This window comes from Paenibacillus sp. FW126-R14, assembly GCF_058789495.1.
The window spans coordinates 1-741 of record NZ_JBYTBS010000139.1; the positions used below are offsets into that span (position 1 = coordinate 1).

The following is a 741-nucleotide window of genomic DNA, read 5'->3' on the forward strand; positions in this document are numbered from 1 at the left end:
TTTAAGTACCGAAGGTCATGATTTCACACTGCCAAGAAAAGCTTCTAGCCAGGCGAAGGTGCCCGTACCGCAAACCGACACAGGTGGGTGAGAAGAGAATTCTAAGGCGCGCGGAAGAACTCTCGTTAAGGAACTCGGCAAAATGACCCCGTAACTTCGGGAGAAGGGGTGCCTCGGTAGGGTGAATAGCCCGAGGGGGCCGCAGTGAAAAGGCCCAAGCGACTGTTTAGCAAAAACACAGGTCTGTGCGAAGCCGCAAGGCGAAGTATACGGGCTGACGCCTGCCCGGTGCTGGAAGGTTAAGAGGAGTGGTTAGGGGCAACCCGAAGCTATGAATTGAAGCCCCAGTAAACGGCGGCCGTAACTATAACGGTCCTAAGGTAGCGAAATTCCTTGTCAGGTAAATTCTGACCCGCACGAATGGCGTAACGACTTGGGCGCTGTCTCAACGAGAGATCCGGTGAAATTTTAATACCTGTGAAGATGCAGGTTACCCGCGACAAGACGGAAAGACCCCATGGAGCTTTACTGCAGCTTGATATTGGACTTTGGTACGATCTGTACAGGATAGGTGGGAGCCTTTGAAGCCTGAGCGCCAGCTTGGGTGGAGGCGCCGTTGGGATACCACCCTGATCGTATCGGAGTTCTAACCTGGTACCGTGATCCGGTATGGGGACAGTGTCAGGTGGGCAGTTTGACTGGGGCGGTCGCCTCCTAAAATGTAACGGAGGCGTTTAAAGG

The 741-nt window shown here is 53.8% G+C and carries 1 rRNA gene; it reads left to right on the top strand.

From position 1 onward, the window contains the following. A 23S ribosomal RNA gene (locus AC3WRW_RS33055) occupies positions 1-741 on the top strand; the annotation flags it as partial.